This is a genomic window from Rheinheimera sp. 1928-s, from assembly GCF_029269265.1.
Taxonomy (GTDB): Bacteria; Pseudomonadota; Gammaproteobacteria; order Enterobacterales; family Alteromonadaceae; genus Pararheinheimera.
In genome coordinates this window covers 128,388-154,754 of sequence record NZ_JARIXP010000005.1, presented here as the reverse complement: position 1 = coordinate 154,754, position 26,367 = coordinate 128,388, and the positions used below count along the sequence as shown (strand labels likewise).

The 26,367-nt window shown below is 46.1% G+C and carries 22 protein-coding genes and 6 tRNA genes; 19 read left to right on the top strand and 9 right to left on the bottom strand.

Going from position 1 to position 26,367, the window contains the following annotated elements; genetic code table 11:
• Positions 1-103: 103 nt before the first annotated feature.
• Both P3C17_RS13670 and metK read right to left on the bottom strand, forming a co-directional pair.
• Positions 104-1,663, bottom strand: coding sequence for an AbgT family transporter (locus tag P3C17_RS13670; protein WP_300929960.1), 1,560 nt, complete (start codon positions 1,661-1,663; stop codon positions 104-106).
• A gap of 522 nt (positions 1,664-2,185) precedes the next feature.
• Positions 2,186-3,343, bottom strand: coding sequence for a methionine adenosyltransferase (gene metK, locus P3C17_RS13665; protein ID WP_300929959.1), 1,158 nt, complete (start codon positions 3,341-3,343; stop codon positions 2,186-2,188).
• Between the two features lie 350 nt (positions 3,344-3,693).
• Between metK and tkt the strand changes: the two genes are divergently transcribed.
• The 16 genes from tkt to P3C17_RS13585 all read left to right on the top strand — a co-directional run bounded on the left by tkt (position 3,694) and on the right by P3C17_RS13585 (position 15,406).
• A complete protein-coding gene (tkt, locus tag P3C17_RS13660; protein ID WP_300929958.1) occupies positions 3,694-5,691 on the top strand; it encodes a transketolase in 1,998 nt (665 codons plus the stop codon).
• A 62-nt stretch (positions 5,692-5,753) separates the two neighbouring features.
• Entirely contained in the window at positions 5,754-6,767 is a 1,014-nt protein-coding gene (gene epd / locus P3C17_RS13655) for an erythrose-4-phosphate dehydrogenase (protein WP_300929957.1), read from the top strand.
• A gap of 51 nt (positions 6,768-6,818) precedes the next feature.
• Positions 6,819-8,003 (top strand): phosphoglycerate kinase, encoded by a 1,185-nt coding sequence (locus tag P3C17_RS13650; protein WP_300929956.1) that lies wholly within the window; start codon positions 6,819-6,821, stop codon positions 8,001-8,003.
• 138 nt (positions 8,004-8,141) lie between these two features.
• Positions 8,142-9,206: a class II fructose-bisphosphate aldolase gene (fba, locus tag P3C17_RS13645; protein ID WP_233078270.1), complete on the top strand. Its 1,065-nt coding sequence runs from the start codon at positions 8,142-8,144 to the stop codon at positions 9,204-9,206.
• 241 nt (positions 9,207-9,447) lie between these two features.
• The gene (locus tag P3C17_RS13640) at positions 9,448-10,221 is read left to right on the top strand and encodes a DUF3450 domain-containing protein (protein ID WP_300929955.1); all 774 of its coding nucleotides are present in this window, start codon (positions 9,448-9,450) and stop codon (positions 10,219-10,221) included.
• A 6-nt stretch (positions 10,222-10,227) separates the two neighbouring features.
• A complete protein-coding gene (locus tag P3C17_RS13635; RefSeq protein WP_300929954.1) occupies positions 10,228-11,592 on the top strand; it encodes a MotA/TolQ/ExbB proton channel family protein in 1,365 nt (454 codons plus the stop codon).
• Positions 11,592-12,116, top strand: coding sequence for a MotA/TolQ/ExbB proton channel family protein (locus P3C17_RS13630; RefSeq protein WP_300929953.1), 525 nt, complete (start codon positions 11,592-11,594; stop codon positions 12,114-12,116). The genes P3C17_RS13635 and P3C17_RS13630 overlap by 1 nt, the downstream gene beginning before the upstream one ends.
• 13 nt (positions 12,117-12,129) lie before the next feature.
• Positions 12,130-12,531, top strand: coding sequence for a biopolymer transporter ExbD (locus tag P3C17_RS13625; protein WP_127687280.1), 402 nt, complete (start codon positions 12,130-12,132; stop codon positions 12,529-12,531).
• Position 12,532: 1 nt separating this feature from the next.
• Positions 12,533-13,150 (top strand): energy transducer TonB, encoded by a 618-nt coding sequence (locus tag P3C17_RS13620; RefSeq protein ID WP_300929952.1) that lies wholly within the window; start codon positions 12,533-12,535, stop codon positions 13,148-13,150.
• A gap of 4 nt (positions 13,151-13,154) precedes the next feature.
• Positions 13,155-14,420, top strand: a complete 1,266-nt coding sequence (locus tag P3C17_RS13615; protein WP_300929951.1) for a hypothetical protein — start codon at positions 13,155-13,157, stop codon at positions 14,418-14,420.
• Between the two features lie 408 nt (positions 14,421-14,828).
• A tRNA-Ala gene (locus P3C17_RS13610) sits at positions 14,829-14,904 on the top strand.
• Between the two features lie 16 nt (positions 14,905-14,920).
• Positions 14,921-14,996: transfer RNA gene (locus P3C17_RS13605), tRNA-Glu, on the top strand.
• Positions 14,997-15,022: 26 nt separating this feature from the next.
• Positions 15,023-15,098 (top strand) — tRNA-Glu (locus P3C17_RS13600).
• 34 nt (positions 15,099-15,132) lie between these two features.
• Positions 15,133-15,208: transfer RNA gene (locus P3C17_RS13595), tRNA-Glu, on the top strand.
• A gap of 24 nt (positions 15,209-15,232) precedes the next feature.
• Positions 15,233-15,308: transfer RNA gene (locus tag P3C17_RS13590), tRNA-Glu, on the top strand.
• Between the two features lie 22 nt (positions 15,309-15,330).
• Positions 15,331-15,406, top strand: a tRNA-Ala gene (locus P3C17_RS13585).
• A gap of 170 nt (positions 15,407-15,576) precedes the next feature.
• Here P3C17_RS13585 and P3C17_RS13580 read toward each other — a convergent pair.
• Positions 15,577-16,182, bottom strand: a complete 606-nt coding sequence (locus tag P3C17_RS13580; protein WP_300929950.1) for an arylesterase — start codon at positions 16,180-16,182, stop codon at positions 15,577-15,579.
• Here P3C17_RS13580 and P3C17_RS13575 point away from each other — a divergent pair.
• Both P3C17_RS13575 and P3C17_RS13570 read left to right on the top strand, forming a co-directional pair.
• Positions 16,181-16,897, top strand: a complete 717-nt coding sequence (locus P3C17_RS13575; RefSeq protein ID WP_233078262.1) for an ABC transporter ATP-binding protein — start codon at positions 16,181-16,183, stop codon at positions 16,895-16,897. The genes P3C17_RS13580 and P3C17_RS13575 overlap by 2 nt on opposite strands.
• Positions 16,887-19,367, top strand: coding sequence for an FtsX-like permease family protein (locus tag P3C17_RS13570; protein ID WP_300929949.1), 2,481 nt, complete (start codon positions 16,887-16,889; stop codon positions 19,365-19,367). The genes P3C17_RS13575 and P3C17_RS13570 overlap by 11 nt, the downstream gene beginning before the upstream one ends.
• Here P3C17_RS13570 and P3C17_RS13565 read toward each other — a convergent pair.
• The 4 genes from P3C17_RS13565 to P3C17_RS13550 form a co-directional block, all read right to left on the bottom strand.
• On the bottom strand, positions 19,358-20,251 hold the full coding sequence (locus P3C17_RS13565; RefSeq protein ID WP_300929948.1) for a TIGR01777 family oxidoreductase: 894 nt from the start codon (positions 20,249-20,251) through the stop codon (positions 19,358-19,360). The two genes, P3C17_RS13570 and P3C17_RS13565, sit on opposite strands and share 10 nt — an antisense overlap.
• A gap of 69 nt (positions 20,252-20,320) precedes the next feature.
• Positions 20,321-20,713 (bottom strand): hypothetical protein, encoded by a 393-nt coding sequence (locus P3C17_RS13560; RefSeq protein WP_300929947.1) that lies wholly within the window; start codon positions 20,711-20,713, stop codon positions 20,321-20,323.
• Positions 20,710-22,032, bottom strand: coding sequence for an ATP-binding protein (locus tag P3C17_RS13555; RefSeq protein ID WP_300929946.1), 1,323 nt, complete (start codon positions 22,030-22,032; stop codon positions 20,710-20,712). Before P3C17_RS13555 ends, P3C17_RS13560 begins: the two co-directional genes overlap by 4 nt.
• Entirely contained in the window at positions 22,033-22,710 is a 678-nt protein-coding gene (locus tag P3C17_RS13550; protein WP_233078257.1) for a response regulator transcription factor, read from the bottom strand.
• Between the two features lie 430 nt (positions 22,711-23,140).
• Between P3C17_RS13550 and P3C17_RS21250 the strand changes: the two genes are divergently transcribed.
• Positions 23,141-23,455 (top strand): helix-hairpin-helix domain-containing protein, encoded by a 315-nt coding sequence (locus P3C17_RS21250; protein ID WP_346015668.1) that lies wholly within the window; start codon positions 23,141-23,143, stop codon positions 23,453-23,455.
• A gap of 29 nt (positions 23,456-23,484) precedes the next feature.
• On the opposite strand, the gene P3C17_RS13540 is transcribed toward P3C17_RS21250, so the two are convergent.
• On the bottom strand, positions 23,485-24,708 hold the full coding sequence (locus tag P3C17_RS13540; RefSeq protein ID WP_300929945.1) for an HDOD domain-containing protein: 1,224 nt from the start codon (positions 24,706-24,708) through the stop codon (positions 23,485-23,487).
• A 144-nt stretch (positions 24,709-24,852) separates the two neighbouring features.
• The gene (gene putP, locus P3C17_RS13535; protein ID WP_300929944.1) at positions 24,853-26,346 is read right to left on the bottom strand and encodes a sodium/proline symporter PutP; all 1,494 of its coding nucleotides are present in this window, start codon (positions 26,344-26,346) and stop codon (positions 24,853-24,855) included.
• Positions 26,347-26,367: the final 21 nt, after the last annotated feature.

Below are 26,367 nucleotides of genomic sequence, written 5' to 3'. Positions count from 1 at the left end.
AGCACTTGAGAGAGTGCCTATGGTAGCAGGCAAAAGCGGGGCTGGGTATGGCTTGTGACGCAACTTCTGCGTCACAAGCCTGATGTCATCTGCAGAAAAGCAATTAAGGGGCAGGGTAGACGTAACTTGCGCCAATACCTAAAGGAATACCCAGCATCCAGAACAGAATTAAAAAGCTGGTCCAGCATACCAACAAGGTAATGGAATAAGGCAACATCAGAGCCACCAAAGTACCTATACCTGTCGATTTCACATACTTCTGGCAAAACACCACGATCAGCGGGAAGTAAGGCATTAAAGGTGTGATGATATTGGTGGAGGAGTCACCAACACGATAAGCGGCTTGTGTTAGATCAGGAGATACACCCAGCTGCATTAACATGGGAACCAAAATGGCTCCAATCAGTGCCCATTTTGCTGAGGCCGAACCTATCACCAGGTTTACTACTGCGGTCAGTAACACCAGACCAACCAGGTTTACAGCCATAGGAAAGGCCATAGCCTGCAGATAGTTCGCTCCTTTTATCGCAAGCAAAGCACCTAAATTTGACTGACCAAAAGCAAAAATAAACTGAGCACAGAAAAATGCCATCACAATGTAATAGCCCATACCGCTCATGGCTTTACTCATGCCTTGCACTACATCTCTGTGGGTTTTGACTTTGCCTGAGACATAACCATAAACGATGCCTGGGATCAGGAAGAATACAAAAATCAGCCCAACAATAGACTGCATCAAAGGAGCCGAAGCTGCTGTCAATTCACCAGTGCCAGAGCGCCACGCTGAATTTTCCGGCCATACTGCTGCCACTAATACTGCGGCCGCGACCAGCATAGACAGCAGAGCAAAACGCAAACCTTTGCGCTCGCTATCATCTAATGGCTCCATTGAGGGCAACTGCTCCGGGTCTCCATCGACTTTGGTTTGTTGCAAACGTGGTTCAACAAATTTATCTGTCAGTACCCAGCCGACAATGACAATCAACACCACAGAAGCAGTCGTGAAGTAGTAGTTATTCAGTGGATTAATCACCAGACTGGCGGCTGCAGGGTCGGCAGATAAACGGGCGGAGGCCTGAGTTAAACCTGCCAGTAAAGGATCTAAGCTGGAGGGCACAAATAAAGTGGCAGCAAAACCACCGGACACACCAGCAAAAGCTGCGGCTATACCAGCTAAAGGATGACGGCCTGCGGCATAAAAAATCACCGCGCCTAATGGAATAACCAAGACATAACCGGCATCTACTGCGACATGGCTTAACACACCAACTGCAATCAGTACAGGGGTCAGTAAATGCTTTGACGTCACAGCTAAGATGCTACGCAAACCAGCGTTGATAAAGCCGGTGTACTCAGCCACACCTAAACCTAACATGGCGACCAGTACTACACCCAAAGGCGGGAAGTTGACAAAGGTACTGACCATTTTTGACATGAAATCAGCAAAAGCTGCACCTTCCAACAAGTTTTTTACCTGAAAAGGCTGACCTGTGCGTGGGTCTATATCTGTGAACGTAACGCCTGATAAAGCCCAGGACAAGCCCCAGACAACAAACATCAATAAAGCAAATAAGATAGCAGGGTCTGGTAGTTTGTTACCAATACGTTCTATGGCATTGAGGCTGCGATTCAGCCAGGAGGTTTTTACGGCACTGGACGTCATGGATACTCCGTGTTGTTTTAGCGTCATCTGCTGTGACTGTTTTTATTGGTTTTACCTTATCTTGCTTTGATAAAACCGTAAATTAAAAAAATCGTCAGGAACGATTTTTAACAATGCGAAGCATTGGCCCAAAGGGTAAGCGCCATGGACGGCGGCGCATAAAAAATCGTCAGGAACGATTTTTAACGATGCGAAGCATTGGCCCAACGGGTAAGCGCCATGGATGGCGGCGAATAAAAAGGAGAGCAATGCTCTCCTTTTTGATTTTCGGCCCTAAACCACCTACTGAAGTAGGTGGTTATCATCCAAAAGGCTTTGCCTGAAACTCTGTTTGTATTTTTCTTATGAGCTATACCAAGCTGGGATTAGGCATCAAGTTCTTTGGCACAGACTAAATAAAAAAGTAACGGACGCTGCAGTTGCTCAGTTACTCGACAAAGGGCCCCTTTTAGGGGCTTAACACAAAGCCACCTTCTTCAGAAGGTGGATTCTTTACTAGGTTCTGTCCGTTAAAACAAAAACTTAGATCTTTGCTTCAGAGCGCAGGATTTCTGCTTTGTCGGTATTTTCCCACGGGAATTCGTTACGACCGAAGTGACCGTAAGCCGCAGTAGCGCGGTAAATCGGACGCTCTAACTGCAACATTTGGATCAGACCGTAAGGGCGTAAATCGAAGTGACGGCGGATTAGAGCGATCAGTTGATCTTCGCTTAATTTACTGGTGCCAAAAGTCTCAACGCTGATTGATGTAGGTTCTGCCACGCCTATAGCGTAAGACACCTGAATTTCACAACGTTCTGCTAAACCTGCTGCGACTATGTTTTTTGCCACATAACGAGCGGCGTAAGCAGCTGAGCGGTCAACTTTAGATGGATCTTTACCAGAGAAAGCACCACCACCGTGACGCGCCATACCACCGTAACTGTCTACGATAATTTTACGGCCAGTTAAACCACAGTCACCCATAGGACCACCGATCACAAAACGACCCGTTGGATTAATAAAGAACTTGGTTTTGTTGCTCAACCATTCTGTTGGTAACACTGGTTTGATGATATGTTCCATCACTGCTTCACGCAGGTCAGCCGTAGAAATAGTGTCACAGTGTTGAGTGGACAACACCACTGCATCTATACCAACCGGCTTGCCGTTTTCGTAGACAAAGCTCAGCTGAGATTTTGCATCAGGACGTAACCAGCTCAAGGTGCCATCTTTACGCACTTTGGCTTGTTGTTGCACCAAGCGGTGGGAGTAAGTAATAGGAGCCGGCATTAACACGTCAGTTTCATTGCTGGCATAACCAAACATTAACCCCTGATCGCCTGCACCTTGTTCACTAGGATCTTCATCTTTCTTATCCACACCCTGGTTGATATCAGGAGATTGTTTACCAATGGCGCTTAACACAGCACAGGAATTGGCGTCAAAACCCATATCTGAATGCACGTAACCAATGTCACGAATAGTGCTGCGAGTGAGTTCTTCGATGTCGACCCAGGCTGAGGTAGTGATTTCGCCACCTACTAACACCATGCCTGTTTTTACGAAGGTTTCGCAAGCAACACGGGCTTTTGGATCTTGTTCTAAAATGGCATCCAATACCGCGTCAGAGATCTGGTCAGCGATTTTATCCGGATGTCCTTCAGAGACAGATTCAGAGGTAAAAATGTGTTGTGCCATTTACGTATTCCACATGTTGGTTGTTATCGCGCCTGGGCGCTGTAATTTGGGGCGGCTATTTTAGTGAAAGCAGCAGGTCATTGCCAGAACTTTCTGCCGCCCGGACGTCTTTAATGCTAAAGCTTGAAAATGTATCGGCTCAAGCCAGTAAAACTTTGCTTTGGTGTGGATTAAAATTTGCGATTTGGTCGATGCTCTGTGAAAATGAGCCCAACTTTGCCGTATCCATGTAAAAACAGCGTTCACCCGCTTAGCCGCCAATCCAATAAAGACAGAAAAGAGCAGTGCATACGGGTAACCCCACCCCTTGGATCAAAGTCATTTATAAAGTCAATAAAGCAGGAGAGAAGATGCCATCTCGTAAACAACTCGCTAACGCCATTCGTGCTTTGAGCATGGATGCAGTGCAAAAAGCGAAATCAGGTCACCCGGGCGCCCCTATGGGCATGGCAGATATTGCTGAAGTATTGTGGCGCGATTATTTAATTCACAACCCACAAGACCCAAGCTGGGCCAACCGCGACCGCTTTGTGTTGTCTAATGGCCACGGCTCTATGCTGTTGTATTCTCTGTTACATCTCTCTGGCTATGATTTAGGCATTGAAGATTTAAAACAATTCCGTCAGTTGCATTCCAGAACTCCAGGCCACCCTGAATATGGTTATGCACCTGGGGTTGAAACCACCACTGGACCTTTAGGTCAGGGCATTACCAATGCTGTGGGTATGGCTATCGCTGAAAAGGCATTAGCTGCCCAGTTTAACCAGCCTGGCCATGATGTAGTTGATCATTACACTTACACCTTTTTAGGTGACGGTTGTTTAATGGAAGGTGTATCACACGAAGCCTGTTCATTAGCCGGTACTTTAGGTTTAGGTAAATTAATTGCCTTCTGGGATGACAACGGTATTTCTATCGATGGTCATGTTGAGGGCTGGTTCACCGACAATACGCCTGCACGTTTTGAAGCTTATGGCTGGCATGTGATTGCCGGTGTAGACGGACACGACTCCGCAGCTATTAAAGCGGCTATTGAACAAGCACGTGCTGTGTCAGACAAACCAACCTTAATCTGCTGCAAAACTATTATTGGTTACGGCTCGCCAAATAAATCCGGTTCACACGACTGCCACGGCGCGCCCTTGGGTGATGCTGAAATCGCAGCAGCCCGCGAGTATTTAGACTGGCAGCATGCGCCTTTTGTCATTCCTCAGGATATCTATCAAGAGTGGGATGGCAAAGCCAAAGGTTTATCCGCTCAGCAAAGCTGGAATGATAAATTTGCCGCTTATGCCAAGGTCTATCCTGAACTGGCCGCTGAATTTACACGTCGTATGGCAGGTGATTTGCCAGCAGATTGGGCAGAAAAATCAGCTGCTTACATTCAGCATTTGCAAGACAACCCACAGTCGATTGCCACCCGTAAAGCTTCTCAGAACAGCTTAAATGCCTTTGGTCCTTTATTGCCTGAGTTGTTAGGTGGTTCAGCCGATTTAGCAGGTTCTAACCTGACGATTTGGTCTGGCTCGAAAGGGGTCACGGCAGAAGATGCCAGCGGTAACTACCTGTATTACGGCGTACGTGAGTTTGGTATGTCCGCCATGATGAACGGTATAGCTCTGCACGGCGGTTTTATCCCGTACGGTGCTACTTTCCTGATGTTTATGGAATATGCCCGTAACGCCGTGCGTATGGCCGCTCTGATGAAGCAGCGTGTTATTTTTGTCTACACTCACGATTCTATTGGTTTAGGCGAAGATGGCCCAACGCACCAACCTGTTGAACAGTTAGCATCACTGCGCGTGACGCCAAACCTGATGAACTGGCGTCCTTGTGATGCAGTGGAATCAGCAGTCGCATGGCAGGCTGCTATTGAGCGCACCGAAGGCCCAAGCACTTTAATTTTCACCCGTCAGAATTTAGTACAGCAACCTCGTACAGCGCAGCAACTGGCTGATGTACGTAAAGGTGGTTATGTATTGTTAGATTCTGTTGGCACACCTGAATTGATTCTGATTGCCACAGGCTCTGAAGTAGAGCTGGCAGTGCAGGCTTACCATCAATTAACTGCTGCTGGTCGTAAAGTTCGGGTTGTCTCTGTACCTTCAACCGATGTGTTTGAAGCTCAAAGCGCGCAGTACCGTGAATCTGTATTGCCTGCGGCAGTGACTAAACGTGTCGCGGTCGAAGCAGGCATTAAAGACAGCTGGTACAAATATGTGGGTCTGACAGGTAAAATCATTGGTATGGACAGCTTTGGTGAATCGGCTCCGGCTGAACAGCTGTTTGAACATTTTGGCATTACTACGGCCGCAGTGGTTGCAGCGGCCAACGAGTTGTTCGCGTAATAATGAAAAGGGGCCTTGTGGCCCCTCTTTTTGATCCGTAAATGTGTGAAGATTGAGTAGCAATGACCATTAAAGTGGCAATTAACGGCTTTGGCCGTATAGGTCGGAATATTCTGCGTGCCGTATACGAGTGCGGTTTAACAGAACAAGTCAAGGTGGTCGCTATTAATGAGTTGGCCGATGCCAAAGGTATAGCTCACTTATTAAAATACGATACCTCACATGGTCGTTTTGGTTTTCCTGTTGAGTTAACTGCACAGGGCTTGCTGGTCAATGGCGATGCTATCGCATTATTTGGTCAGGCCGATCCCGCCCAGTTACCCTGGAACGAATTAGACGTCGATGTAGTACTTGAATGCACAGGCGTGTTTCATAGTCGCGCCGATGCACAACTGCATTTAGATGCAGGGGCAAAAAAAGTATTGTTTTCCCATCCGGCCGACGCTGATATTGATGCCACTGTGATTTACGGCATTAATCAGCATTTGCTGACTGATGAGATGACCGTAGTGTCGGCAGGTTCCTGCACCACCAACTGCATAGTGCCGGTGATCCAGGTGTTGGATCAGCATTTTGGTGTCGAAAGTGGCACTATTACCACTATTCACGCCTCGATGAATGATCAGCAGGTGATAGATGCTTATCATACTGACTTACGCCGCACCAGGGCTGCCAGTCAATCTATTATTCCGGTTGATACCAAATTAGCCCGTGGTATAGAGCGTATTTTGCCGCACTTGGCTGGTCGTTTTGAAGCTATTGCAGTGCGTGTGCCGACCGTAAACGTCACTGCTATGGATTTAAGCGTGACTTTGCATCAGGACGTCGATTTAAAGCAGATCAATCAGGTCTTGCAACGTGCAAGGGCAGGGGAGCTGGCTGGTATTCTGGATTACACCGAAGAGCCGCTGGTTTCAGTAGATTTTAATCATGATGCGCATTCATGCATTGTTGACGGTTCACAAACCCGGGTCAGCCATAAACGTTTAGTCAAATGTTTAGTCTGGTGTGACAACGAATGGGGCTTTGCGAACAGAATGATCGACACAACCCGCGCTATGATGCGTTTTGTTTGAAGCTTCATTTAAATTAGTACTAAAAAATTAATCAAATCACAGGAGTCTGGTATGTCAGTTATTAAGATGGCGGATGTAGATTTAACAGGGAAGCGGGTACTGATCCGTGAAGATTTAAACGTACCGGTGAAAAATGGCAAAGTGAGCTCCGATGCGCGTTTAAAAGCTGCTATCCCTACTATTGAGCTGGCGCTGAAAAAAGGCGGAAAAGTGATGGTGTGTTCTCACTTAGGCCGTCCAGAGGAAGGTGTGTACACTGACGAATTCTCTATGGCTCCAGTGGTCGACTACTTAAACACGACTTTATCTGTACCTGTACGTTTAGTGAAAGACTATCTGGACGGCGTTGAAGTGAACGCTGGCGAAGTGGTTGTGTTTGAAAACGTACGCTTTAACAAAGGCGAAGGTAAAAACGACGAAACCTTGTCGAAAAAGCTGGCTGCTTTATGCGACGTGTTTGTGATGGATGCTTTTGGCACCGCACACCGTGCTCAGGCTACCACTCATGGTGTGGCAAAGTTTGCACCTGTTGCCTGTGCTGGTCCTTTACTGGCTGCTGAGTTAGATGCATTAGCAGCAGCGCTGAAAAATCCTAAACGTCCTTTGGTCGCCATTGTTGGCGGGTCTAAAGTGTCCACTAAACTGACTGTACTGGAATCTTTATCCGGTATTGTTGACCAATTGATCGTCGGCGGCGGCATTGCTAATACCTTTATTGCCGCTCAGGGCTATCAGGTAGGGAAGTCTCTGGTCGAAACCGACCTTATTCCTGAAGCCAAGCGTTTAATGGCACAAGCCAAAGCCAATGGCGGCTCTATCCCTGTGCCTACAGACGTAGTGACAGGCAAAGCTTTTGCTGAAGACACGCCTGCTACTACTAAATCTGTTGCCGATATCAGCAGCGACGACATGGTATTTGATATTGGACCTGACAGCAGTGCTGCGCTGGTCGATATTCTGAAAAATGCCGGCACCATCGTCTGGAATGGCCCTGTAGGTGTATTTGAATTCGCCTCTTTTGAACAAGGCACTAAAGCCTTAGCTCTGGCCATTGCCGACAGCAAGGCGTTTTCTATAGCAGGTGGTGGTGATACCTTAGCTGCTATTGATAAATATGAATTAGCAGACAAAATTTCTTATATCTCGACCGGTGGTGGTGCTTTTCTGGAATTTCTCGAAGGTAAAACCTTACCAGCAGTGGAAATATTAGAACAACGCGCGAACACCACAGCCTAAAGCTGCTAAATTACCAATAATTACAAAAATCTAAAAGAAAGTGACCGCTGGCTCCGTACTACTAAAGATCACCTCAGGTGACGGCAGAGCCAGCAGTTTTAAAACACAACCCTTACCCTACAAAAGAGAGAGGATCTCATGGCTCTGATTTCAATGCGTCAAATGCTGGACCACGCCGCCGAGTTTGGTTATGCAGTACCAGCTTTTAACGTCAATAACTTAGAACAAATGCGTGCCATTATGCTAGCGGCAGATGCCACAGACAGCCCTGTAATAGTGCAGGCTTCTGCCGGTGCGCGTAAATATGCCGGCGCCCCTTTTTTGCGTCATCTTATTCTGGCTGCTGTTGAGGAATTTCCACATATTCCGGTGGTGATGCATCAGGATCACGGCACCTCAGCCGCTATCTGCCAGCAAGCTATTCAGCTTGGTTTTTCGTCTGTGATGATGGATGGTTCTTTAGGTACTGATGGTAAAACACCAATGGATTATGACTACAATGCCGATATAACGCGTCGAGTTGTAGATATGGCGCATGCTTGTGGTGTTTCAGTCGAGGGCGAATTAGGTTGTTTAGGCTCGCTTGAAACTGGCGCGGCAGGCGAAGAAGATGGCATAGGTGCAGATTGCATCTTAAGTCATGACCAAATGTTGACGGATCCTGAAGAAGCTGCTCAGTTTGTCAAAGCGACAGGTGTAGACGCTTTAGCTATAGCTTGCGGTACCTCACACGGCGCTTATAAGTTCAGTCGTCCGCCTACAGGCGATATACTGGCGATTGATCGCATTAAAGATATTCATGCCCGCATCCCGGATACCCATCTGGTTATGCATGGTTCGTCGTCAGTACCTCAGGAATGGCTTGCTATTATTAATGAATACGGTGGCGCTATCCCTGAAACTTATGGCGTGCCGGTTGAACAAATTCAGGAAGGGATCAAGTTTGGCGTACGTAAAATCAATATAGATACTGACTTACGTTTAGCCTCGACAGGTGCTATTCGCCGCTATATGGCGAAAAACCCTGCGGAATTTGATCCGCGTAAGTATTTGCAGGAATCAGTCAAAGCTATGACTGAAATTTGTAAAGATCGTTATCAGGCATTTGGCACTGCTGGTAATGCATCGAAGATAAAAGCCATTTCTCTCGAGCAAATGGTGAAGTTGTATGAGTCGGGAAAACTAACACCGAACATTAAATAAGCAAAAAATTTAATGAATTATTAATACAGGAAAGCTCCTGATTTTGCTTAAGTTTAAAAGGGTATAAGCCGTCTTTAAATTGCAACAAAACTGTCATCGTTGACAGGCGTTGTTATATTGACAATCCGCGAGTTTGCTGCAATGATGCGGGCGGTTTACCCTTTAACCGGGTTATTTTTTGTTACAAAAAATAGCCTTTCAAAAACAGGTTACGTTAATCAGCAATTATTGGTTGGGAACTATGTCTAACAATAACATTCGTAAGAGTCTGGTTGCTTCTGCTCTGTTTGGAGCATTCGCATTGGCCAGCACTTCAGTAGCAGCAAATCAACTGTCTGAAATTCAAAAAGTGGGTCAGCAAAATATCCGCGCCTCAGTACAGTCTCAGGAAAAGATCAACAATATTTTTGACCAAAGCCAGGAATTATTGGCCGAGTACCGTCAATTAGTTGAGCAAACTGAAAACTTAAAAGTTTACAACGATCACGTTGCTAAGTTGGTTGCCGATCAAAACTCGCAGTTAGCCTCTTTTGATAAGCAAATTGGTACTATCGAAGGTACCAAGCAAGGTATCGTTCCTCTGATGTATCGTATGGTTGATACTTTAGAAGCCTTTATCAAAGCCGATATGCCAATCGATCTGACGAACCGTTTAGCTCGTGTTGACCGTTTACGTGCTGTATTAGGTAACTCAGCAGTTAACACTTCTGAAATGTACCGTTTAGTGATCGAAGCCTACCAAATCGAAAAAGATTTAGGTACAGCTTTAGTGACTTACACTGACAAACTGGCAGTGGGTGGCGGCGAAATTACCGTGAACTACGTATACGTAGGTCGGGTTGCTTTACTGGCTCAATCTCTGGATGAAAAACAAGCCTGGATGTTTAACAAAACTACAGGTCAGTGGGAAGAACTGGGTCAGGAATATATCGAATCAACCAGATTCGCTATTCGTGTTGCGGGTAAACAAGCTGCCCCAGAATTGTTAAAACTTCCAGTGTTAGCAGCGGAGTAAGCATAAATGAAGAAAGTTTTTAAAGGTTTAGTAATTGCAGCTACTGTCACTTTGTCTGCAGGCGTGTGTTTAAACGCAGCAGCTGATACTGCCAAGCTGGATCAATTATTAGAGCAGGTTAAACAAGCTCGCACTGCTGAAGGTCGTATCAACCAACAGCGTGAAAAAGAATTCTTAGCTGACCGTGCTGACAAGCAAGCCCTGTTAAACAGAGCAAAAGCTGAATTTACTGCTGAAGAAGCACGTGGCCGTTCTTTAACTCAGCAGTTTGCTGATAATGAAGGCAAGTTAGCTGCTAAAGAAGCTGAATTAATCGCAGCTCAAGGTACTTTAGGTGAGATGTTTGGTATTGTTCGTGGTGCTGCAACCGAGACTATCGGTGGTATCGCTATGTCTAATATCAGTGCTCAGTACAAAGGCCGTGAACAACTGCTGCAAAAGCTGGCTGAAGCCAAAGAAATTCCAGAGATTAAAGAACTGGAAGAGCTGTGGATTGCTTTGCAAACTGAAATGACTGAGTCTGCCAAAGTTTCTAAGTTTGAAGGTAATGTTGTAGGCTTAGACGGTAATGCTGCTACTGCAAGCGTCACTCGTGTTGGTGCTTTCAACCTTATTTCTGACGGTGGCTACTTAGTATTCAACGCTGATACTCAGGAAATGCAACCTTTGGTTAAACAACCAGAGTCTTACATTGTTTCTGATGCTGAAGCGTTTAAAAATGCTGCTGCCGGTGAAGTAAAACCAGTTTATATTGACCCTACTGGCGGTAACTTACTGCGTCTGAAAACTCAGGAAGCTACATTAACAGAACAGTATCACCAAGGTGGTACACCAGGTTACGTAATTACGGCTTTATTGCTGATCGGTTTACTGATTGGTGCTATCCGTTTCGTATCTCTGACTGCAGCCTCTGCTGGCGTAAAAGCTCAGCTGAAAAACCTGAATAATCCTTCAGAGAAAAACGCTTTAGGCCGTATTCTGAAAGTTTATCACGACAACAAATCTGTTGACGTTGAAACTTTAGAACTGAAACTGGACGAAGCCATTATGCGTGAAACGCCAGATATCGAAAAAGGTATCGGTATTATCAAGCTGATCGCTGCTGTTGGTCCTTTATTAGGTCTGTTAGGTACAGTTATCGGTATGATCGGTGCGTTCCAGGTTATTACCCTACACGGTACTGGCGACCCGAAAATCATGGCTGGTCAGATTTCAATGGCGTTAGTAACAACTGTTCAAGGTCTGTTATGTGCTCTGCCATTATTGTTTATCCACTCTTTGTTACAAAGTAAATCAAACTCAGTCCTGCATGTTCTGGATGAGCAAAGCGCTGGTATCATCGCTGCTCATGCGGAGAAGGAGAAAGCGTAATGCATAGCCTGATAGAGCTTTGGGAATCTGTCAGGGATTTTATCGCGACCGGCGGTGATGTGTTGTATATCGTCGCCCTAGTGCTCTTCATCATGTGGGTATTGATCATAGAGCGCTTCTGGTTTATCAACCGAGAGTATCCAGTACTGCGTGATAAAATCATTGCAGACTGGAATGCCCGGGTTGATACAACCTCATGGTATGCGCATAAAATTCGTGATGCGTGGGTGTCTGAGGCATCTACCAAACTGCGTGAGCGGATCGGAGTAATCAAAACCTTGGTTGCTATCTGTCCTATGGTTGGTTTGTTAGGTACTGTCACCGGTATGATCGCTGTATTTGAAATTATGGCGGTGCAAGGTACCGGTAACCCAAGACTGATGGCAGCTGGTATATCTATGGCAACAATCCCAACTATGGCTGGTATGGTTGCTTGTTTATCAGGTGTATTTGTAACGTCTAAACTGGAAGGTAAGGTGAAATCAGCAGTTCATGAATTAGCTGATAACATGCCTCATCATTGATAGAGAGTAATTTATGGCACGTAAAATTAGACGTGAAGCCGAAGAGGCAGCAGTAGATTTAACGCCGATGTTGGACGTTGTATTCATCATGCTGATCTTCTTTATCGTAACGACTTCATTCGTTAAAGAAGCTGGTATAGATGTACTTCGCCCTAAAGCGACAAAAGCGATACAGAAGCCGTCAGCCACTATCTTTATCGCTATCCGTGCAAACGGTGAAATCTGGATGGATAAACGTGCTGTAGACGTTGAGCGTGTTGGTGCAACAGTTGAAAAACTGTTAGCTGAATCGCCAACTGATACAGTCATTATTCAGGCAGATAAAGAAGCTAAGCATGGTGTTGTGGTTTCAGTAATGGATCAGATCAAGCTGGCTGGTATCGATAAGATTTCGATCGCTGCGGAGAACAAGTAATATGGTAAGGTTATTACTATCACTGGTTGTTGGTGCGGTAATAACGTTTTTCCTGTATGTGTTGATGGCATTCCTTATAGGTGGGGATGATACGTTCACCAATGCTAAAAAGGAACAAATCGTTATTGAAATAAACTCGACACCGCCTGAGTCAAAAGCTCAGACTCGTGTTCGGGTACCGCCACCACCACCACCGCCGCCACCAGAGCCGCCAAAAGCTCCGGTTGCTGAACCCGCTTCGACAGACACAGGTGGAACCATTGGGTTTAACATGCCGTCTGTTGACGTAGGTGGTGCAAGTTCAGGATTGGGCGATCCATCTTCAGCAATGATGCGTGATGGCGATGCTACTCCGATAGTTCGTATCGAACCAAAATACCCGGTACAGGCAGCTCGTGATGGCCTGCAGGGTTGGGTGAAAATGCGTTTTACTATTCTGGAAGATGGCAGCGTTGGCGAAGTTACTGTTGTAGAAGCTGAACCTAAACGTGTATTTGACCGTGAAGCAATTCGTGCTCTGAAACGTTGGAAATATTCACCAAAAGTGGTCGATGGTAAGGCAGTACAGCAACCAGGTATTATGGTTCAGCTGGACTTCTCTTTAGACCAGGGGGGTTAACACTATGAAGAAAATGACTACTCTAACTTCTGCGTTGATCGTACTAGCCAGTTTTGGTGCAACGACTCTGAGTTCCTATGCTGTAGCGGCTCCGGATCCGAAAAAGATTGAAGAACGGAAAAACCGCAAATCAAGCGCTGTAGGTGAGAAAGTAGGTAAAGCTATAGCTAAAGCCTACGAACTTTATAGTGCTGAACAGTTAAACGAAGCTATTGCTACATTGCAGGGTGTTGAGTCCAGCAATGAGTTTGACATGGCGTATTTGAATCGTTTTTTAGGCAACATGTGGGCCGCTAAAGACGAGAAGAAAGCCATTGACTACTTACGCAAAGCAATGAAGCCAGATGTGTTAAGTTTTGCAGATCAGGCTGCAGGTACTCGTTTACTTGCTGACTTATTGTTAAGTGATAAGCAATATAATGAAGCGATCAAAACTTATTACCAGTGGATGGATTTCACTGGTGAGAAAGATGCGAACGTTTATCTGCGTATTGCCAGTGCTTACATGGAAACAAAGCAGTATCAAAAGGTCATTGAACCTGCTGATATGGCTATTGCTATGCAAGACAAAGCTAAGCCAAACGCTGGTCCTTATACGTTGAAGTTTTCAGCTTATTACGAGATGAAAAACAACAAAAAAGTGATCGAAGTGTTAGAGACCACAGTGCAAATTTTCCCTTCGGATAAACGCTGGTGGACTTATCTGGCTCAGTTTTACAGTATTGACGAGCAATATGAAAAAGCTTTAGTTACCTTAGAAGTTGCTGCTAGGCAAGGTATGTTGGAAACAGCGAACGAGTATAAATTATTGTCTCAGCTGTATTCAAACTCCAATGTCCCATACAAAGCGGGCGCGACTCTGGAAAAACATATTAAGTCTGGTTTAATCACTAAAGATAAAACTATGCTGAACAGTATGGCCGGTTCGTTCCAGGCAGCGCGTGAAATGGAGAAAGCCGCTCAGTATTACGGTGAGTCAGCTCAGTTAGACAATGATGCCGATGCCTATCGTCGTCAGGGTTCTTCACTGATCCTTGCTGAAAAATACTCTGCTGCTGTAGTGGCTCTGAATAAATCATTGGATGCTGGCGTAAAAGTCAAAGGTCCTGTGTATTTGGCTCTGGTTGAAGCTTACTTCTATCAGAACAAATTCAGAGACGCTTACCAGGCAGTGCAAAAAGCTAAGGCCGATCCCAAGTATGCCCGTCAGGCTGCAAGTTGGGAAAGCTACATTAAAGAACGCGCCAGTAAGAAAAACATAACGCTTTAATTGTTTAAAAAACCCTGCTCCGGCAGGGTTTTTTCTTTTATACCCTTTCCGTATTTAATTCGTAGTTTTCCTGTTTGTATCTGTTGTATTCCAAGCTGACGCTTTATTGACTGCGTTATCTCGCTTCAGTCACATGATCCTGACGACTCACCGGCTTGCCGCTTCCCCGCAACTCCATGTTACCCGGGGAGAGCATCAGTTGGTCTGTATTTTTGTGGTATCAGTGACAGAGTAGACTAGGGGGCTATGTTATTTATTTTCCTGCAATTTGCTGCTTGAATCGTCACTTAGTTTAAAAAATATGCGAACAGTTAAGGCTTTCTAAAAAACTGTTGACACCTTTGGCCTCGGCCCCTAGAATTCGCCTCGTCTTGTAGGGGATTGCTTAGCAACCTCTGCAATTGGTGTGGGGCTATAGCTCAGCTGGGAGAGCGCTTGCATGGCATGCAAGAGGTCAGCGGTTCGATCCCGCTTAGCTCCACCAAAGATTTTGTTCCAGTGTCCCTTTCGTCTAGAGGCCTAGGACACCGCCCTTTCACGGCGGTAACAGGGGTTCGAATCCCCTAAGGGACGCCAACAAAATCTGACAAACTGACTGTAGTGTCCCTTTCGTCTAGAGGCCTAGGACACCGCCCTTTCACGGCGGTAACAGGGGTTCGAATCCCCTAAGGGACGCCAATTAGTCAGTACAATTAGTGATGTTTATGCGCCTGTCCCTTTCGTCTAGAGGCCTAGGACACCGCCCTTTCACGGCGGTAACAGGGGTTCGAATCCCCTAAGGGACGCCAACATCATATGAAGATCTATCCAGTGTCCCTTTCGTCTAGAGGCCTAGGACACCGCCCTTTCACGGCGGTAACAGGGGTTCGAATCCCCTAAGGGACGCCACTTCAGCGTTATATCTGCAAGTGGGGCTATAGCTCAGCTGGGAGAGCGCTTGCATGGCATGCAAGAGGTCAGCGGTTCGATCCCGCTTAGCTCCACCAATTTCTACAGCTCCACTCAATCCTTAGCTCCATCCAACTCACTAGTTATGCCTATTTATTGTTGCAGTCTGACTACACTCCAGAATTCTTCACATTTTATCTTTAGCCTTTAAAGCAAAAAAAGCGACTTTACAGCCGCTTCCTGACATTCCTCAAATTTCGTTACATTTTCACTCTAGACCTAAAACCAAAGGTAGCATTAAATCTGCGATAACAGGTTGTGCTTCCAGGTTCGGATGCAGTCCATCCGCTTGCATCCAATGCTGTTTTAACGCTATGGTCTCCATAAAGAAAGGCCAAAGTGGTATTTGCTGCTCTTCTGCGACTTTTGGATATAAATTGGTAAATTGTGTGGTGTAACGTGGGCCATAGTTCGGCGGAATACGTATTTGCATTAATACAGCTTCGCTTTCCTGTTGCCTGATATGCTGCACCATCGCATTGAGATTAGTCTCAAGCTGTGGCACAGGAAAACCACGCAGGCCATCATTGGCTCCTAGCTCAATCAACACATAATCGGGTTTGTGTTGTTCGAGTAAGGCGGGCAAGCGTGCCAGGCCACCAGCAGAAGTCTCGCCGCTGATGCTGGCATTGACCAGGGTCCAGCCGCTGTCTTGTTGCTTCAGCTTTTGCTGTAGCAGATAGACCCAACTTTGTTGTTGGCTTAAACCATAACCGGCGCTCAGACTATCGCCCAGAATTAACAGCGTTTTGGCCTGCACTGCAGCTGCAGTGAACGACAGGACCAAAAGCATAACGTAGATCAATCGAATCATGAAAACACCTATACCTCATATTGTTGCAAAAGATGTTGTAAAAACAGTTCAGCTCACCGGATCTGAGCTTACCATACTGCAAGATATCCACCTCACGATCAATCAGGGCGCGACAGTTGCCATTGTTGGTGCTTCAGGTTCAGGCAAATCCACTCTGTTGGGTATACTGGCAGGTTTGGATTTGGCTTCATCCGGTGAAGTGTATCTGGCTGGCCAGCCGCTGCATAAATTGTCTGAAGATGAACGCGCTGAATTAAGAGCCCGTTCTGTTGGTTTTGTGTTTCAGTCTTTTTTACTCTTACCCAGCCTGACTGCGCTGGAAAATGTCACGTTGCCTGCTGAACTGGCAGGCATGCCAGATGCACGAGCTCGTGGTCTTGAGTTACTGGCACAGGTTGGGTTAAGTCACAGAGCCGATTTTTTCCCTAATCAAATGAGCGGTGGTGAGCAGCAGCGAGTTGCGATAGCCCGGGCTTTTATTACCAAACCTGCGGTACTTTTTGCAGATGAACCTTCGGCGAACCTGGACAGCGCGACAGGTGAAAAAATCGAAGATCTGTTATTTGAACTGAACGAGCAACAAGGCACAACCTTAGTGCTGGTGACCCACAACCATGAACTGGCGCAACGTTGCCAATACAGATTCCAGATGCATGCTGGCCATTTAGCTGCTGATTTAACTCAGACTACAGAGGACAAACGCCATGTGGGGTAAAATCGCCTGGCGACTGTTCTGGCGCGAATTAAGCCGAGGCGAGTTATGGGTGATCGCCTTTTCACTATTTCTGGCGGTATTAACAGTAGTGAGTTTGTCTGGTATCACTGAATCTGTGCGTTCTGCTTTGTATCAGCGCAGCGCCAACTTTGTAGCCGCAGATAAAATTTTGCGTTCCAGCATAGGTTTTAATGAACAGGTTCAACAACAAGCAGATCAGCTGCAACTGAAATCATCTCGTCAGGTGCAGTTTAATTCCATGTTGTTTGCCAAAGATCAGATGCAGCTGGTGTCTGTTAAAGCAGTATCAGCAGCTTATCCATTAAGAGGCGAGTTAAAATTAAGTCCCTCCCTGAGCGATACCACTGCGCTTGCATCGTTGCAGCCGAATCAGTTGTATCTGGAAAGTCGGCTTTATAGTTTGCTGAATATCAAGGTAGGCGACAGCCTTGAGCTGGGTGAAAAAGTATTTACCGCAGCAGGCGTGATAGTGGCTGAACCAGATGCGCCACTGTCAGTATTTGGCAGTTCACCTCGCATTTTGATGCATCTGGATGATGTGGCCGCTACGGCTATTATTCAGCCTGGCAGCAGAATTAATTATCGCTTAATGTTTGCCGGTTCTCAGCAAGACCTTGAATTGCTGGAGACTCAAAGTAAAGAATTGCTGGGTCCACAGGACAGATGGCAACAAATGGACAGAGAATCCGCCATAGGAGGCGCTCTGGACAGATCTGAGCGGTTCTTATTGTTATCAGGTCTGTTGGGTATAGTGCTGGCCGCTTGTGCCGCTGCTGTGGCCGCTAACAGGTATAGTCAGCGTCATGCCCGTTCAGTGGCTGTGATGAAAGCTCTGGGGGCCACTACGACCTTAAGCCGGAAAATTTATGGTAGTCATCTGTTGTTTGTGGTGATTTTCAGTGTTGGTTTTGGTTTGCTGGCCGGTCAGCTGTTAGTGCAGTTAAGCCAATGGGGCGTTGCTTTCTGGATGCCTGAGTATCTGGCTGAATTCAGTTTCAGGCCTTTAGGTCTTGGTGTACTGACGGCCGCAATTTGTGCCGTACTGTTTTCAGCCCGGCCTTTATGGCGTCTGGCTGCAGTACCTGCACTTAATGTGCTGCGCGAGAAGCCGGATCAAATGAAATTTGACCCGGTGCATTTAATCAGTGGCTCTGTGGCTATCTGGTTATTGATGTGGCTATTTAGCGGCGATTTATGGATCAGCAGCTGGTTATTTGTGTTGTGTCTGGTATTCGCTTCTCTGCTGATGGGTTTTGCCGCCGTTATGGTCCGGGTGGCTAAACCTATGGCCGCTGGACAAAGCAGCGCTTTACGGCTGGCACTGGCGAATTTACGCCGCAGATTATGGCCAAATGCCTTTCAGTTGATCACTTTTAGTCTGGCGTTGTTTTTAACTCTGCTGTTGTATTTTTTACGCTCTGAGTTACTGGATCAATGGCAACAACAAGTGCCAGAAGGGGCACCGAATCAGTTTCTGGTGAATTTAACGGAGCAGGACAAAACTTCACTGCAACAACTGGCAGTTCAGCACAACTTAGAGCTGACCGAATTTTATCCTATGGTGAATGGTCGGGTACTGGCGGTGAACGGTGAAAACTTTGCCGATGAAGCAACCAAAGAGAAACCTGAACAACGTCAGGGGGTTGGGCGCGAGCTGAACTTAACCTGGTTAAATGAAATGCCTGACAACAATGAACTGGAAAGCGGCCAATGGTTTAGCGCCCAATCCAAAGCTGAAGTGTCGGTCGAGTCGCAAATGGCAGAGCGATTGGCATTAAAACTGGGTGACAAGCTGCAATTTTCAGTCGGAGGGCAACTGTTTGAAGCGACGATCAGCAGTATTCGTAAAGTCGACTGGAACAGTTTACAGCCGAACTTCTATATGGTGTTGTCACCTGATCTGATGCAGGGCTTTCCGGCTACTTACATTACCGCCTTTTACTTACCTATGTCAGAGCAGGAGTTGTTGAATCAAATAGTGCGGCAATTCCCAACAGTCAGCCTGATTTCTGTCGATACCATTTTAAAGCAGGTCAACGACATTATCAGTCAGGTCTCAGTGGCTTTAACCTTTATTCTGATTTTAGTGTTTGCATCCGCTGTTTTGGTACTGGTCGCGCAGGTGCAGGCCACGCTGGAACAGAGGGAGCAGGAGCTGGCTATTTTACGGACCTTAGGCGCTAAATCGGCTTTTCTAAAAGCAGCGCTTTTGTATGAGTTTGCCGCTTTGGGGGCTTTAGCCGGGCTTTTTGCCACTATTCTGGCAGAGGTTCTGCTGGCCGTAGTGCAACAGCAATTCTTTGATTTGCCTTACCAGCCGCACTGGAATTTGTGGTGGCTTGGCCCTGTATTGGGTGTCGCTTTAGTCACAGTGCTCGGTGCATGGCAGGTCAGGCAGTTACTTAAGATGTCAGGCAGTACCTTATTACGGCGCGCCCTTCAAAATTGAAGGGCGTTTAAGGCGTCTTTTAAATGGCTGTGGTTAAACTGAAAACCATTGTCCAGTAAACGTTTTGGTTGCACGTTCTGACCAAACAAAAGTAAATCAGCCATTTCACCAAAAGCTAAACGTAATACAAAACCAGGCACTGTAAAAGGTGCCTTTTTGCCAAAACGTTCAGCCAGCAGCTGGCTGAATTGTTTGTTGCTGACAGGGCGGGGGGCTGTTGCATTAAAAGGCCCGCTTAAATCATCCCGTTGCAGTAAAAAATAAATGATCCGCAGCATATCTTCCAGATGGATCCAGGACATAAACTGTTTACCATCCCCTATAGGGCCGCCTAAACCCAATTTAAACAACGGCAGCATTTTTGCTAAAGCTCCGCCTTGACTACTCAGTACTATGCCTGTGCGTAGCAAGCAGACTCTTGTCTGTGGACTTGCAGCACGTTGAGCCAGGTTTTCCCAGCGGGCACAAATATCATGGCTGAATTCAGGGTAAAAGGAACTCTGTTCTTCCGTCACTATTTCACTGCCCTGACGACCATAAAAACCTATAGCTGAGCCGCTAATCAATACCTTAGGTGGGGTGGTAGAGTGCTGGATTTTTTCTGCCAGTGCTTCTGTTAATTGCCAGCGGCTTTGGCAGATTTTTTGTTTTTGCGATTCACTCCAGCGTTTATCTGCTATGGGCTCACCGGCCAGATTGATCACTGCATCTATCTGGTTGAAGTCGATATCGTCAAGAGAGTGTTGATAATCAGCCTCAACACCAAGGATTTGCCTGGCGTTGACTGATGATCGGCTAAGGATTATAAGTTGATGCTGGCCTTGCCATCCTGCAATGAGCGCACGGCCTATCAGTCCGGTTGCACCGGTGATCAGGATCTTCATTGTTAAAAGCCTCCACAACTAAAGTATTGAATACAGCCAAGTATAAGCGTATTAATACGGTTGTGAGGCTTATTGTGGTTTAGTATGAACTTGCTTTAATAATTCGATACGTTGCTTGATATGGTACAACTGGCATTGTTTGTAGTATGCACTGGCAGTTTTGCTATCGGGTAATTGGCCAATAAACTGCCAGCGGCAGTCCTGTTCAGCGTACAGAGCAAAGGTTTGACGGGATTTATTAAAGAGTTTTAAGCCATCCTGACGGCCCGTACTGTTTGCTTGCTCTTCCAGTTTGAATAAATGGTTGTTTTCCCAAGTGGTTAATTCCCGTCTGCTCTGTTCAAGCTGCTGATCCAGACATTGCATATACTCTACTTTAGATAATGTTTTTTGATCACAGGCTTCTGTGGCAGCAAGCGAAAATGCACTGAAAGTGGTTGCGAGCAGCATTAGTTTGATCATTTTAGTCCTGACTCCGGAAAACGAATGACAAAACGGGCCCCACCCAAAGGGCTTTGGGACACCTGCAGTTCACCTGAGTAGGATTTCACCAGCTCAGAGACAATAGAAAGACCCACGCCATGCCCTTCTTTGTAAGTATCGAGTCGGGTACCACGCTGAAATAATTCTTCCCTTTTATCCTGCGGAATACCTGGACCATCATCTTCAATATCCAGTTGCAACGGTTTGCCAAAGGCGCTGATTTTGACACGTCCATTACAAGCTTTGCAGGCATTGTCGAGCAGGTTGCCTAATATTTCCATCAGATCGGTTTCATCACCGCGAAACACGACCTGATCGGTACACTGAATTTCGATCATACAGCCTTTGTCGTGATAAATTTTGCTTAAAGCTTGTTCCAGTTTATCAATCAGTGGTTTCACTTTAATTTGTTTATGCCACAAATCCTGGCCTGAACTTGAAGCCCTTTTTAACTGATGCTCTATCATGCCAGTAATACGGTCAAGCTGTTCGCGCAGTTCGGGTTGTTCGGACAGCTTCGAGGTGCGTAATACAGCTATAGGCGTTTTTAATGCATGAGCCAAATCACTTAAATGATGACGGTAGCGTTGCTTTTGCCTGTTCTGATTTGCCAGCAACAAGTTTAGGTCTTCTTTGATTTTGTTCAGTTCAGAAGGGTAGTCGTGCAACAGTTGTTCCTGTTGACCACTTTCGAGCTTATGAATTTCTTTATCTAAAGAGGTTAAAGGCTTAGTGATCCAATAATAGGCTAACAAAGTTAACCCTATCAGCACCAAAGCTATGCCAATAAACCACTGACTCAGGGTTTTTCTGAAGGTGTCGAGTGGCTCCTGCAACAGTTGATCATTTTGCACTACATGAATGGTCAAAGGCAGGGTGTTATCACCTAAGTCAAACAGCACTGAAAAAGACAGTACCCAGTATTTCTGCTGGTACTGTTCCATCAATACAAACTCATGCGAGGCTGGCAAAATCTGATGGGTAGGGGGATCAAATTGCTGATTAATAGAAGAATCGGACTGCCATAACAGTTCGTTTTCACTGGTAATAAAAGCGGCTAAACCTGAATCTGGCCGGTAGAAATCCGGCGGCAGCAGGTTGTTACTCAGCTCCACTTTGCCGTCATTAGGATGTACTTCCGCCAAAATGGAGTACATATGTACTTCAAGTTTCTGCTCAGTACTGGTCAGCAGTTGGGTGTAAAAAGCCTGTTCTATCGCAAAAAATGAACTCGGTAATAAAAAGAACAGCAAAAACAGGCTGATAATACCCTGACGAACCTTGAGCGATAACTGCATTTAGCTGACAACCATGGTAAAACGGTAACCGCGGCCACGCAGAGTTTCTATAGGTTTTAGCTCGCCGTCCGGGTCCAGTTTTTTCCGCAGACGCAGCACAAAGACTTCAATGACATTACTGTCCAAATCGAAATCCTGATCGTAAATATGTTCTGTCAGCTCAGTTTTGGAAATCACTTTATTTGGGTTGTGCATAAAGTACTCCAGTACTTTGTACTCATATGCCGTCAGACTGACTTCGTCCTCGCCAAGCCAGACTTGCTGGGTTCTGCTGTTGAGCTTCACAGGGCCTGAATGCAACATTGGATCCGGCTGACCAGCAGCACGGCGTATCAAAGCATTAATACGGGCCAACAGCTCTTCAGTATGAAAAGGTTTAGTCAGGTAGTCATCTGCTCCGGCATCCAAACCTTCAACCTTTTCCTGCCAGCTGCCACGGGCTGTTAATACAATAACAGGAGTTTTAATATCATTTTGGCGGGCTTTACGAATAAGACTCAGACCATCCATTTTAGGCAGGCCTATATCGATAATGGCCAAATCATAAGGGTATTCGCTTAACTTAAACCAGCCGTCCGCTCCATCATGGGCTACGTCTACGCTAAATTGCTGTTGCACTAAATGCTCGCGGATTTGTTCCGCCAATAAAGTCTCGTCTTCAACAACTAATAAACGCATGTGGCTTCCTTTTTAAACTGGCATAAACAAAGTGGGGTTATGCTAAAACACTCTGTCAGTGTCGGCAATCCTTAACATCAGACAAATCGTTGAAAGTATAAGAACTAAGGTCTGAATTGCTGCTGAACACCTTTACCCGTCGTACTTGAAACCGCAGCTTTGTTGGCTGCGCGCTCTCACCCCAGTCACATAAGACAACTATGCTCCAGGGGCCTCGCTTGCCGCCTCGCTGCAACTCCAATTACTTAGTTTTGTTTTGTTTTAAATATGTAAAAATATTGATGCAAAAAGTTGTATTTTGGCTATCTTTATTGACGAGGTTGCAACTCAAAGTGGTTCTTTTGTCTCTGCTTACCGGATTGTAGTTGCTGGCAACAACCTTCAGTAACACAGTGAAGAGGCAAGGAACTGTTAAAAGGAGAGAACTGTGATGAAAATCGCACTCGTTGCAGCAGTCATGGCCAGTCTGGCCTGTGCAGTTAACTTAACCGTAGCACAAGAAATGGCGAAAGCCCCTTTGTCTGTGCCGGCGGCAGCAAAAGTCGCTGATAAAGCCAAGCTGAATATTAATCAGGCTTCTGTAGAGCAATTAGACGCATTACCTGGTATTGGTGAGAAAAAAGCTCAGGCCATTAAAGACTACATCAGTGCCAATGGCCCTATTAAAGATCAAAAGCAACTGACAGAAGTCAAAGGCATTGGTGAGAAACTGGCGGCGCAGGTCGCGGAGCACGTCAGCTTTTAAACTGTCAGCAGCCCTTAACTAGGCGCTCGTCAGCTGTCGCCGAGCGCTTTCATTTGTTCATTCGCCCACTGAACTGCAGTGTGATACGCATCAGGCACAGCTTTAGTGTCGAGTTTCAGGGATTGGATCAATGCGTTCGCATCGTCCCAGGCCGCTTGTTCATAAAATTTAATTAATTGCAGAAATTGCGCCATAGGGCCAACACCATCGATCAGTGCATCTTTAATATCTTTGGACAGTGGTAGCTTGCTCATCACTGAACTCATGGGTTCATCCAGTATTGCGTCCATCAGCGACATCATGCCAGTTAAAAATGCTTTAGACAGCTCGGCAAAACCTGCAAGACGCGCGATGTCTTCAGCAAAACGGGCTCTGGTCATTGCCAGGCGCATTAACTCAGCAGGCTTGTCGCTGCTGATTTGGGCGGTAAAAAGCACGGATAAAAAGCGTTTGAGTTCAGCCTGCCCCAACACCACTATAGCTTGTTTAATAGTGGCTATTTCAGCGCGGCGTTTAAACACGGCAGAGTTGGTGTAACGCAGTAGCTTGTAAGACAAATGCACATCCCGCTCAAACACGCAGGTGATGGTATTTAAATCCATTTCAGTTTTGGCTGTTTCATACAACAACTCTGCCAAAGTCATTTGCGCGGGCGACAAAGCCCGGCTTTGCATCATCTCGGGGCGGGAGAAAAAATAGCCCTGAAAATAATCAAAGCCTAAATCTAACGCCTGCAGAAACTCTTCATTGGTTTCTACCTTTTCCGCCAAGAGTTTGATATGAGGAAACTCCTTAATGGCGTCTTTAATTTGTAGCATGGTATCGAGGCTGGTCGCGCGAAAATCAATTTTAATAATGTCGATAAGCGGGTAGAAATGCCGCCAGACCGGTTGATGAATATAATCATCCAGCGCCAGTATATAGCCCTGAGCTTTTAGAGACTCACATTCAGCTAATAAACGTTTGCCTGGCTGCACTGTTTCCAGTATCTCGATCACCACTTGCTCACAAGGCAACATGGACGGGTATTTTTTTAATAAAGAATCAAGCGTAAAGTTGATAAAGCCAGGCTTGTCGCCCAAAAACTCATCCAGACCTAAATTCAGTTGACTGCCTTCAATCATGCGTGAGGTGGCTTCGTTGCTGTCCACTTCAGGAAATACGTTTTCCACACCATCCCTGAATAACAATTCATAGGCAAACAGGTTTTTGTCTTTATCCAGAATAGGTTGGCGTGCTGTGTAAAAGTACATAGGTTCCTGAACAGCTAAACAGAAGTCATGCTTCAATGTAGCAAAGATCTACGGGAAAAGACTATGGTCTTACAGATATTTTCAAAGATCATGGAAGGAAACAGCAGGCAGACTCAGAATCCTGGTCCGCCTGCTTTGTATGAGTTAGTTATTCTCTAACTTATCAGATACTTGCTGAAACAATCGGCTTACATCGGCAGTTGGAGCAGAGGTGACCAGACTAACCAGCCAGGTCAGCAGTGCTGACACTAAAACGCCAGGTATGATGGCATAGAGGAAATCATTGAGCTGTTTACCATCAATTTGGTAAGGGCTGTACGCCCAGAACAGCACAGTCAGAGCACCAGCTGTGATACCCGCCAAAGCACCCCAGTGATTCATTCGCTTCCAGTACAGACTGATCAGCACCACAGGACCAAAAGCTGCGCCAAAACCTGCCCAGGCATTGGCGACTAAACCTAAAATGGAGCTGTTACTGTCCAGAGCCAGCAGAATGGCGACAAGAGCTACGGCAAAAACCGAAGCCCGGCCTACCAATACCTGCAGTTTGTCACTGGCGTTTTTATGCAAAAAGGTTTTGAAAAAATCCTGAGTTAAAGCGCTGGATGTCACCAGCAACTGAGAAGAGATGGTACTCATAATAGCGGCCAAAATAGCGGCTAATAATAAACCACCGACAAATGGATGGAACAATACCTGGGAGAGCAGAATAAAAATCGTCTCAGGGTCTTCCACCGGCATTTGGGTTTGCTGAACATAAGCAATGCCGACAAAACCTACCGCCATGGAGCCTAAAATGGAGATGATCATCCAGGACATACCAATACGACGTGCAGCTTTAAAATCTGCTACCGAACGTATTGCCATAAAACGCACAATAATATGCGGCTGACCAAAATAACCTAAACCCCAGGCCAATAAAGAAATAATGCCAAGTGCGCTGGTGCCGGTGAATAGGTCCAGATGTTTTGGATTCAGTTGCTCTATAGTGGTGAACATCTGGGTGGGCTGATCCAAAGCGCCAAAAGCGACCAGTGGCACCGTAACCAGAGCGACAAACATAATAATGCCCTGTACAAAGTCCGTCATACTGACCGCCAGAAAGCCGCCTAATAAAGTGTAGGTAATGACGACACCTGCGGTCAGAAACAGGCCAAATTCATAATCCAGCCCAAAAACTTCGTCAAATAATTTGCCGCCTGCAACCATACCTGATGAGGTATACAAGGTGAAGAAAACCACTATGACGACGGCAGATACCAGACGTAATAACCGGGTCGGGTCGGCAAAGCGATTTTCCAGGTAGTCGGGCAGGGTGATAGAATCTTTTGCCAATTCAGTGTACACCCGAAACCGTGGTGCCAGCAGTATGTAGTTCAGGTAAGCACCTATGACTAAACCAACACCAATCCAGATTTGTGATATACCTGCGACATACATAGCGCCTGGTACACCCATAAGTAACCAGCCACTCATGTCAGAGGCACCAGCGGATAAGGCGGTCACACCGGGGCCAAGTTTACGGCCACCTAACATGTAGTCGGATAAGTTGCTGCTGGATTGGCGGTAGGCGTACAAGCCTATTGCCAGCATAGATAAAAAATAAATGGATAACGCTAAAATGGTTGCCGTGGCCACTGTGATTCTCCCGCATTGTTA